Annotated in this window: 13 protein-coding genes; 5 read left to right on the forward strand and 8 right to left on the reverse strand. The window is 63.3% G+C overall.

What is annotated here, in order from left to right; genetic code table 11:
- Nucleotides 1–89 precede the first annotated feature (89 nt).
- Nucleotides 90–257 carry a hypothetical protein gene (locus AB4Y42_RS31200; protein ID WP_368696315.1) on the forward strand — a complete coding sequence of 56 codons (168 nt, stop codon included), beginning with the start codon at nt 90–92 and terminating at the stop codon, nt 255–257.
- Between the two features lie 12 nt (nt 258–269).
- On the opposite strand, the gene AB4Y42_RS31205 is transcribed toward AB4Y42_RS31200, so the two are convergent.
- The gene (locus AB4Y42_RS31205; protein WP_368690021.1) at nt 270–776 is read right to left on the reverse strand and encodes an SET domain-containing protein; all 507 of its coding nucleotides are present in this window, start codon (nt 774–776) and stop codon (nt 270–272) included.
- Nucleotides 777–1,023: 247 nt separating this feature from the next.
- Between AB4Y42_RS31205 and AB4Y42_RS31210 the strand changes: the two genes are divergently transcribed.
- The 3 genes from AB4Y42_RS31210 to AB4Y42_RS31220 all read left to right on the forward strand — a co-directional run bounded on the left by AB4Y42_RS31210 (nt 1,024) and on the right by AB4Y42_RS31220 (nt 2,398).
- On the forward strand, nt 1,024–1,479 hold the full coding sequence (locus AB4Y42_RS31210) for a MarR family winged helix-turn-helix transcriptional regulator (RefSeq protein ID WP_368690022.1): 456 nt from the start codon (nt 1,024–1,026) through the stop codon (nt 1,477–1,479).
- Between the two features lie 263 nt (nt 1,480–1,742).
- Entirely contained in the window at nt 1,743–1,949 is a 207-nt protein-coding gene (locus tag AB4Y42_RS31215; protein WP_368690023.1) for a hypothetical protein, read from the forward strand.
- A 134-nt stretch (nt 1,950–2,083) separates the two neighbouring features.
- Nucleotides 2,084–2,398 (forward strand): hypothetical protein, encoded by a 315-nt coding sequence (locus AB4Y42_RS31220; RefSeq protein WP_368690024.1) that lies wholly within the window; start codon nt 2,084–2,086, stop codon nt 2,396–2,398.
- A gap of 3 nt (nt 2,399–2,401) precedes the next feature.
- Here AB4Y42_RS31220 and AB4Y42_RS31225 read toward each other — a convergent pair whose 3' ends face one another.
- The 7 genes from AB4Y42_RS31225 to AB4Y42_RS31255 all read right to left on the reverse strand — a co-directional run bounded on the left by AB4Y42_RS31225 (nt 2,402) and on the right by AB4Y42_RS31255 (nt 7,131).
- Nucleotides 2,402–2,815, reverse strand: a complete 414-nt coding sequence (locus AB4Y42_RS31225; RefSeq protein ID WP_368690025.1) for a VOC family protein — start codon at nt 2,813–2,815, stop codon at nt 2,402–2,404.
- Between the two features lie 27 nt (nt 2,816–2,842).
- Nucleotides 2,843–3,376, reverse strand: coding sequence for a helix-turn-helix transcriptional regulator (locus AB4Y42_RS31230; RefSeq protein ID WP_368696324.1), 534 nt, complete (start codon nt 3,374–3,376; stop codon nt 2,843–2,845).
- Nucleotides 3,377–3,474: 98 nt separating this feature from the next.
- Complete coding sequence (locus AB4Y42_RS31235) at nt 3,475–3,840, reverse strand: hypothetical protein (RefSeq protein WP_368696316.1); 366 nt, start codon at nt 3,838–3,840, stop codon at nt 3,475–3,477.
- A 266-nt stretch (nt 3,841–4,106) separates the two neighbouring features.
- Nucleotides 4,107–4,874 carry an ABC transporter ATP-binding protein gene (locus tag AB4Y42_RS31240; RefSeq protein ID WP_368690027.1) on the reverse strand — a complete coding sequence of 256 codons (768 nt, stop codon included), beginning with the start codon at nt 4,872–4,874 and terminating at the stop codon, nt 4,107–4,109.
- Nucleotides 4,875–4,908: 34 nt separating this feature from the next.
- The gene (locus AB4Y42_RS31245; protein WP_368690028.1) at nt 4,909–5,622 is read right to left on the reverse strand and encodes an ABC transporter permease; all 714 of its coding nucleotides are present in this window, start codon (nt 5,620–5,622) and stop codon (nt 4,909–4,911) included.
- Nucleotides 5,619–6,308 carry an ABC transporter permease gene (locus AB4Y42_RS31250; RefSeq protein WP_069263215.1) on the reverse strand — a complete coding sequence of 230 codons (690 nt, stop codon included), beginning with the start codon at nt 6,306–6,308 and terminating at the stop codon, nt 5,619–5,621. The genes AB4Y42_RS31245 and AB4Y42_RS31250 overlap by 4 nt, the downstream gene beginning before the upstream one ends.
- A gap of 64 nt (nt 6,309–6,372) precedes the next feature.
- On the reverse strand, nt 6,373–7,131 hold the full coding sequence (locus AB4Y42_RS31255; RefSeq protein ID WP_368696317.1) for an ABC transporter substrate-binding protein: 759 nt from the start codon (nt 7,129–7,131) through the stop codon (nt 6,373–6,375).
- A 266-nt stretch (nt 7,132–7,397) separates the two neighbouring features.
- Here AB4Y42_RS31255 and AB4Y42_RS31260 point away from each other — a divergent pair.
- Nucleotides 7,398–8,412: aromatic amino acid lyase (locus tag AB4Y42_RS31260; protein WP_368696318.1), on the forward strand; the 1,015-nt coding region annotated here is incomplete at its 3' end.

Below are 8,412 nucleotides of genomic sequence, written 5' to 3' on the forward strand. Positions count from 1 at the left end.
AATTCAGCCTGAACGGCGCGTACACCTACACGCAGGGTGCGCTCTCGAGTTCAGGCGGCGAGCATCACCCGCGCTGGCACGAGGTGTCGGTGCAGGCCGACTATTTCCTCTCGAAGCGCACCGACATCTATGCGCAGGCGAGCTACCCGCACATCAGCGCGGATGGATCGGGTCTGGGTGCGGATATCAGCGGGCAGTCGCCGTCGTCGACGAATCAGCAGACGGTTGTCGCGATCGGCATGCGGCACCGGTTCTAGGCGGCGTGCAGCCTAAAACAGGCTGACTACGCTGACGATGCTGCTCACGCCGGTGTCATCGATAACACTGGCGCTGACACCGGCGCCGGCGAGCATCGTCCCACGGCACGCCGGCGCCCCGCAGCGGCAGATGTATTCGCGCACGCTGTCTTCGCAGGCGTCGTCGGGCAGTTCGAGCGCGTAGTCGATGAACAGCTCTTCGCCCGGCAGGATGTCGCGGCACGCGTCGATGAATACGTGACCGTTGATTTCGATGGTTTCGCAGTTCGCCTGGCACGCGTGATTGAGCCAGCGCGCCCAGTTGCCGCCCTGGCCGCCGTCGATCACGCGGCCATCGGAAAGACCGAACAGAAACGTATGCGCGCCGTCTTCACGCAGACGATAACGCCGGGCCGCGCTGCGCCAGCTCATGATCTTGCCTTTGTATTCGAAGATGCGCTCGCCGGCCCGCAGGGGACGCAACGCATAGACGCCTTTTCCGTGCACCGGCGACTGCCGGACAGTCATTCGTTTGCTCATGGCCATCTTCGCGCGTTGAACGCGTGCAGTATAAGCGGCCACGATGAATGCGAGTGATGAAAATGAATATGGCCATCGACGCTGCGTATCGCGTCTTCGCACACCGCATGCACCGTAATGAAGCGGACGGCGCCCGACTCACTGCTTGCGCCTTGTGTGCGCCCCGCAGTTGACCTCGCGGGCAGGATCAGGGCAACATACCCGGGTTTCTTTCGCGGGTTACCGGATCCAATTCTCGAGTGGGCATATGGCAAGCACGAATGAGCCAGGCGCAGACGCCTCGCTGACCTATCGGCTGAAAGCACTGACCAAGATCGCCGACCGCATGAGCAGCGAGATGTCGCGCGACAAGCTGGGGGTGCCGTATCCGGAGGCGAGCATCATCGCCGCGATCGGCACGTTCGGTCCGCAAACCGTGATGGACATCTCGCGGCGCGCCAACCTCGACAAGAGTCAGGCCAGCCGCACGGTCGAGGCCATGCTCTCGAAGGAGATCCTCGCGCGCACGGGCAACGACAAGGACGGACGCAGCGTCATCATTTCGCTCACCGCCGAAGGCCGCAAGATATTCAGGAAGATCGGCCCGACCCTGGACAAGCGCGAAAGCGACCTCTACCACGGGCTGAACGAGGCCGAGCGTGTCGCGCTGCGCTTCCTGCTCGACAAGATCCTCGCGTCACACGGCTGGGACGCCACGCCCTGACCGCTTCCCGGTTCGCGCCTGAATATCTGGTACGCGAACGTCATTGAATTGTCATCAGATTGCCACCACGAAGCGCAGTGCCGCTTCGTGGCGGGCCAGTCGTTAACGCTCAGTGGCGCCCAAGCCTAAAAGAATGGCATTTGAAGCGAAAAGCGCTTCATTGGATTGGCGTATCGTCCGCTCACATCGAAAAGCATGCGGGTTGTGCCGTGCAGACGGTCGGCCGCCGCATGCGGATCTCATTTCTTTGGAGCGGGACTGACATGAAAGACATCATCGCCGAAAGCCAGCAGACGGGCACCGAGGATCGCGCACCGAATGCCGTGCCGCGCAGCGGCGCGGATCGCACAAGCCGCGGCGCCACTGCGCGTTCGCCTTCGAACTGGGCGTGGGCGACGCCGACCAGCCAGTACGACTGGATGGACGGCCACGCGCCGTTCGCTACGCTCGACCAGCGCAAATGTCAATGATCTGAAGAAGGATGCGTTCAATCAGGCGCTCGCGCGCGACAGGATGTCGCCTGCGAGCGGGCTATTTCGGCACTATAGTTGACTTGTCATGTAACTGGAAGTCAGCGGCAGGCAGCGCTGAAATGGAGGCAACGATGTTCAGGAACATTAGCGAAACGTATCTGGACCTGGTGGGCGACCGCACGCGCGTGCAGACCGCGCGAGTCACGCAGACGCTATTCATGAAGGACCGGCTGGGCAGCCAGCTTCTGGTGATCACCCAGCAGGGCAAGCCGCAGGCCGTGTTCCCGGCGACGGATCGCAATCTCGAGGTAATTTTTTCTGCGGGCCTGCGTATTCACGAATACGTCATGCTCGACGGCGAGATCGACTATCAGGAAATCGCCGAAAGCCGCGACCATTTCGAAGACGCGGCCGAAGGCATCGCCTTCGAAGCCGCGCATGCCTAGCCGCTATGCCTGCTTCGGCGCCTGGATCATCTTCCAGCCGTTGCCGGCAGGATCGCGAAAGCCCGCGTCGACGCTGCCGTAGCGGTCGACCGGCTCCTGGGTGAATTCCACGCCCAGACCCTTCAGGCGCTCGTAGCTCGCGCGGCAGTCCGCCACGGCGAGCACGAGGGGCGGCATGGCGCCCTTGGCGACCATGGCGCGCAGCGTTTGCGCGGTGGCCTCATCGTGAACGGGCGGCCCGGGCAGGAACAGCCCGAGCTGGAACGATGGCTGCTCCGGGTGCTGGACCGTGAGCCAGCGGTACGCGCCATTGCGCACGTCGGTATGCACACGGAATCCGAGTTTGTCGACGTAGAACTTGAGTGCCTCGTCCTGGTCGTCGACGTACAGGCCCACCACATTGATACCCTGATTCATAACACCTCCCTGGTTAGTGACCGCACTTCAGGGCCGCACTTTAGCCTTGCCCGCACGCCGCCGCTTCTCCAAAACTGCTGTGGTGAGGTCGGGGCGCTGCGCGGCTTTCAGCACGCAGGCGGGCACCCGGTCGATCTCGGGCAGGTTGGCCCGCGCCTGAACGCGCATGGCGCTGGGGCTCGAGCCGGCCACGTCGCGAAACGTGCGGCCAAAGGTGCCGAGACTCTCCCAGCCGGTGGCGAAAGCGATATCCGTGATGTCGAGATCGGTGTCGCGCAGCAGGGTGGTGGCCTGCTCGATGCGCCGCGTGAGCAGGTAGCGATGCGGCGGGAGCCCGAAGGCGCGCTTGAAGGAGCGCGCGAAATGCGCTTCGGATACGCCGCTGACCTCGGCCAGGCGCTTGACGGGCCACGCCTCGTGAGAGGCGGCGTCCATGCGGTCTTTCGCGCGCAACAGGCGGCGCAGCAGGGCCGGGTCCAGCAGGGGTTCGGCGTCGGGCGGTTCAGGATGCGCGTCGGTGAGCGTGGGCGCATCGGCGTGGAGGGCTGCGCTGGCTGGCATGCATTCGTCTGGAGTGGGCGGCATGCCGGTAGTGTAGGCCCAACGGCGCTCGATCGCCGACGATCGGCTTTCGATTGGTTGGGCCTGCCAGGCGTCGCTCACTGCGATTCGACGAACTCGATGATCTCGCCGTTGTCGCGCTTGAGGTACAGGTCGGCGCCTTTCATGCGCACTTCGTTGCACGAATACGGCATCTTGCTGCCTTTGCTGCAGATCTTGCTGTCCTCGGCTTTCCAGTCGCCGTGGTCGGCAAAGCCTTTGCTCGACTTGAAGTCGTAGTCGCCGTTATTGCCGTACTGCACATGCCACGTGCTGCCGTCGGCGATCTTGATGTCGAATGCCTTGCCCGAGAGGTGTTGCTGGAGGTCGGCCGCGCTGGGGCTCGCGGACCCGTCCGGGAATGCCGCTGCGTCGGCAAAAGCCGTAGCGGGAACGATGAGCAGGAGGGCAAGCAGCTTTTTCATGGGAGGTCTCCTGAAAAGCCGGATTACTGCCTTGCTTCGACACGATGGAGCGGCGCGCTCGTCCGGCGGATAGCCCGACGCGAGGCGTGGAGGCGGGCGTTGGGCGTCGCTCCCGTTGACGTTTTCACTATAGCGCCGGGCGCTTGCGCCAATGTGGCCTGGCGCACACAAGGTGTGTAACCGGGGCAGCACTTCGATGCCCGCGCATCGTTGCACATGCCCCCGAGGTGCGCTGGCGGGCCTTGAAACGACAGCCCGCCACGACCTTACTTCAGCCGTCCCGCGAGGAACTGCTGGAGCCGCTCGCTGCGCGGCGCATTGAGCACGTCCTTGGGGTCGCCTTGCTCTTCGATCTTGCCCTTGTGCAGAAACACGACGTGATTCGACACGTTGCGCGCGAAGCCCATTTCGTGCGTGACGACGATCATGGTGCGGCCTTCCTCCGCGAGCTTCTGCATGACCTTGAGCACTTCGCCCACAAGCTCGGGGTCGAGCGCGGAAGTGGGCTCGTCGAACAGCATCACTTCGGGCTCCATGGCCAGCGCGCGGGCGATCGCCACGCGCTGCTGCTGGCCGCCGGAAAGATGCGAGGGGTACTTGTGCTCGACGCCGGCGGCCAGCCCCACCTTGTCGAGGTACTTGCGCGCGCGGGCCTCGGCTTCGCTGCGGGAGAGGCCGAGCACGCTGACCGGCGCCTCGATGATGTTCTCGAGCACGGTCATGTGCGCCCAGAGATTGAAGTGCTGAAAGACCATCGAAAGGCGCGTGCGCATTTTCTGGAGCTGCTTCGGATCGCTCACGCGCAGCGCGCCGCCGCGGTCGGCGCTCGTGCGGATCTCCTCGCCGTTGAGCGTGATGCGTCCCGAGCAGGGCGATTCGAGAAAGTTAATGCAACGCAGGAACGTGCTCTTTCCCGAACCGCTCGATCCGATCAGGCTGATCACGTCGCCAGCCTTTGCCTTGAGCGATACGCCCTTCAAAACCTCGTTCTCGCCGAACTTCTTGTGCAGGTCGTCGACAATCAGCTTGTACATACTCGGGTCACTCCATCAAAACTGCGTGAAATTCTTAGTGGCCTTGCGGCTTCAGATACGCCAGCACACGTGTTTCGAGGCGGCGGAAACCCCAGATCAGGGCGAAGACGATGGACGCATAGAGCGCCGCCGCGATGCCGTACGCCTGGAACGTCATATAGGTGGCGGAATTCGCATCGCGCGCCACCTTCAGGATGTCGGGCACGGTCGCGGTGAACGCCAGCGTCGTGGCGTGCAGCATGAGGATCACCTCGTTGCTGTACGAGGGCAGGGCGCGCCGCAACGCCGAAGGCAGGATGATGCGCGTATAGATCTTGGTCTTCGACATGCCATACGCCTGGGCCGCTTCGATTTCGCCATACGCGGTCTCGCGAATCGCGCCCGCGAAGATTTCGGTGGCGTAAGCGCACTCGTTCAAGGCAAACGCCAGCAGCGTGCAATTCATGGCACTGCGAAAGAAGTCGCCAAGAACCGGATTGGCCTGCACGAAATGCAGGCTGTAGAGGCCGGTGTAGAAGAGCAACAGCTGCACATAGAGTGGCGTGCCGCGGAACACGTACGTGTAGACCCAAACCGGCCGCGAAAGCCAAGGGTTGCGCGACGCGCGCGCAATGGCGAGCGGCACGGCAAGCAGGAAGCCCGCCACGATCGACACGACCAGCAGCCAGAGCGTGATGGCGAGGCCGCTCGTGTTGAAGCCGTCGCTGAACAGATAGTTGGGCCAGTATTGACGAAGCAGTTCGATCACAGCGCTGCCCTCCGCACACCGGTCGAATAGCGCTTTTCGAGGCGGTGCAGTGCCAGGTTGGAAACCGTGGTGATGGCGAGATAGATCGCGCCGGTCACGAGCGTGAAAAAGAAGAACGCCTGGGTGGCCTTGCCCGCGTCCTGTGCGGCCTTCACCACATCGGCGAGACCGATGATCGAGACGAGCGCCGTGGCCTTCACGAGCACCTGCCAGTTATTGCCGATGCCCGGCAGCGCGAAACGCATCATCTGCGGGAACAGGATGCGCGTGAACACGCGCGTGGAACTCATGCCGTAGGCGAAACCGGCTTCGATCTGCCCGCGCGGCACGGCGAGAAACGCGCCGCGGAAGGTCTCCGTGAAATACGCGCCGTAAATGAAGCCGAGTGTGATGACGCCGGCCACGAACGGATCGATGTCGATCTGGTCCATGCCCATCATGTCGGTCACGTCGTTGAGCCAGATCTGGATGCTGTAGAACAGCAGCAGCATGAGCACGAGGTCGGGCACCGCGCGAATGAGCGTGGTGTACGCCGTGCCGATGCGCGCAAGCATGCGGTTGGGCGAGAGCTTCGCGGCAGCGCCCGCAAGGCCGAGCAGAAATGCGGCGCCGAGCGAAAGCACCGCGAGCTTGATGGTTTCCCACGTGCCCGCAAGGAGCAGCGGGCCGAAGCCTTGAAAGACCATGGAAGGTGTCCTCGTTCAGGGGAGCGGCGCTCCCCCTGGTTGTTGCAGATGAAGACGGCGGTGCTTAACCGCCGTACACGTCGAAGTCGAAATACTTCGACTCGATCTTCTTGTAGGTGCCGTCCTTGATCATGTCGGCGATCGTCTTGTCGATCTTCGCCTTGAGGTCGGCATCGTCCTTGCGCAGGCCGATGGCGGCGGCGCCCGTGGGGATTTCCGCGCCCGCGAACGCAAAGCCTGCGCCACGCGGCGTCTTCAGGAAGCCGAGATTGGCCTGCACTTCGTCTTGCAGCGCGGCGTCGAGGCGCCCCGACTGCAGATCCAGATAGACCTGGTCCTGGTTCTGGTAGGAAATCACGCTGATGCCCTTGGGCGCCCAGTTCTGCTTCGCGTAGGTTTCCTGAATCGAGCCTTGCTCGACGCCGACCGTCTTGCCCTGCAGCGAAGCGATGGTCGGCTGCAGCGGCGAGCCTTGCTTGGCGACGAGGCGAGTAGGCGTGTTGAACAGCTTCGCCGAGAAGGCGATCTGCTGCTCGCGCTGCGGGGTGATGGTGAGCGCGGACAGGGCGCCGTCGAACTTCTTGGCCTTGAGGCCCGGGATCATGCCGTCGAAATCCTGCTCGACCCACACGCATTTGGCGTTCAGGCGCCGGCAGATTTCGTTGCCGAGGTCGATGTCGAAACCGACCAGCTTGCCATCGGTCGCCTTCGACTCGAACGGCGCGTAGCTCGCGTCGGTGCCGAAGCGGATGGTCGACCAGTCTTTCGCGTACGCGCCACCGGCGGCAAGGGCGAGGGCGACACACAAGGCAAGTTTCTTCATGAAGTCTCCGATAGGAATGGTTGGCGTGTGCCCGGTCATGGACTGGAGGTTCGGCACGGCAAGTTGTCTATACAATTATCGATGTGTCGGAAAGACCGGCAATCGGTGTTATCACCTGGGGATTTCACTGTGCCACAATCGAAAGATGGCGTAATTCAGGCGTCAGGAAGCGGAAATGCGGGTATACGTGGAGCAGATTGAACTTGTATAGACAAGCTCGCTTCGGTAATCTGATTCCACCTTGTCCAGACAACTTTGACACCGCAATGAACATCAAACTCACTCCCGGCCATCTGACCCTGTCCCAACTGCGCCAGATCGCGCGTGCCGATGAAAACGGCGGCGTGAAGCTCGAACTCGATCCGGCCAGCTTTGCGGCCATCGACGCAGGCGCACGCGCCGTTGCCGAGATCACGGCGAAGGGCGAGCCCGCCTACGGCATCAACACGGGCTTCGGGCGTCTGGCGAGCACGCATATTCCGCGTGAGCAGCTCGAACTGCTGCAGCGCAATCTGGTGCTCTCGCACGCCGTGGGTGTGGGCGAGCCGATGTCGCGTCCCGTCGTACGTCTCCTGATGGCGCTGAAGCTGTCGAGTCTGGGCCGCGGCCATTCGGGCATTCGCCGCGAAGTGATGGACACGCTCATCACGCTGTTCAATGCCGACGTGCTGCCCGTGATTCCGGTGAAGGGTTCCGTGGGTGCTTCGGGCGACCTCGCGCCGCTCGCGCATATGTCCTGCGTGCTGCTGGGTGTGGGCGACGTGTTCGCGAAGGGCGAGCGCATGAGCGCGCTGGAGGGCCTGCGTCTCGTCGGCCTCAAGCCGCTCGCGCTGCAGGCGAAGGAAGGCCTCGCGCTGCTCAACGGCACGCAGGCTTCCGCCGCGCTTGCGCTCTACAACATGTTCGCGATCGAGGACCTGTACCGCACGGCACTCGTCTCGGGCGCGCTCTGCGTGGACGCGGCGGCAGGTTCGGTGAAGCCGTTCGACGCGCGTATTCACGAACTGCGCGGTCATCGCGGCCAGATCGAGGCGGCCGCGGCCTATCGCACGCTGCTCGAAGGTTCGGCGATCAATCTCTCGCACCGCGACTGTGGCAAGGTCCAGGACCCGTATTCGCTGCGCTGCCAGCCGCAGGTGATGGGTGCATGTCTGGACCAGATGCGCCACGCGGCGCAGGTGCTGCTCATCGAGGCGAACGCGGTGTCGGACAATCCGCTGATCTTCCCGGAAACGAACGAAGTGCTCTCGGGCGGCAACTTCCACGCGGAACCGGTGGCCT

This window comes from Paraburkholderia sp. EG286B (genome assembly GCF_040965655.1).
GTDB lineage: Bacteria > Pseudomonadota > Gammaproteobacteria > Burkholderiales > Burkholderiaceae > Paraburkholderia.

Excerpts from the sequence above, each read along its gene's own strand:
- AB4Y42_RS31205 (WP_368690021.1), bottom strand. The coding sequence starts at position 776 with ATGAGCAAACGAATGACTGTCCGGCAGTCGCCGGTGCACGGAAAAGGC.
- AB4Y42_RS31210 (WP_368690022.1), top strand. The coding sequence starts at position 1,024 with ATGGCAAGCACGAATGAGCCAGGCGCAGACGCCTCGCTGACCTATCGG.
- AB4Y42_RS31215 (WP_368690023.1), top strand. The coding sequence starts at position 1,743 with ATGAAAGACATCATCGCCGAAAGCCAGCAGACGGGCACCGAGGATCGC.
- AB4Y42_RS31220 (WP_368690024.1), top strand. The coding sequence starts at position 2,084 with ATGTTCAGGAACATTAGCGAAACGTATCTGGACCTGGTGGGCGACCGC.
- AB4Y42_RS31225 (WP_368690025.1), bottom strand. The coding sequence starts at position 2,815 with ATGAATCAGGGTATCAATGTGGTGGGCCTGTACGTCGACGACCAGGAC.
- AB4Y42_RS31230 (WP_368696324.1), bottom strand. The coding sequence starts at position 3,376 with ATGCCAGCCAGCGCAGCCCTCCACGCCGATGCGCCCACGCTCACCGAC.
- AB4Y42_RS31235 (WP_368696316.1), bottom strand. The coding sequence starts at position 3,840 with ATGAAAAAGCTGCTTGCCCTCCTGCTCATCGTTCCCGCTACGGCTTTT.
- AB4Y42_RS31240 (WP_368690027.1), bottom strand. The coding sequence starts at position 4,874 with ATGTACAAGCTGATTGTCGACGACCTGCACAAGAAGTTCGGCGAGAAC.
- AB4Y42_RS31250 (WP_069263215.1), bottom strand. The coding sequence starts at position 6,308 with ATGGTCTTTCAAGGCTTCGGCCCGCTGCTCCTTGCGGGCACGTGGGAA.
- AB4Y42_RS31255 (WP_368696317.1), bottom strand. The coding sequence starts at position 7,131 with ATGAAGAAACTTGCCTTGTGTGTCGCCCTCGCCCTTGCCGCCGGTGGC.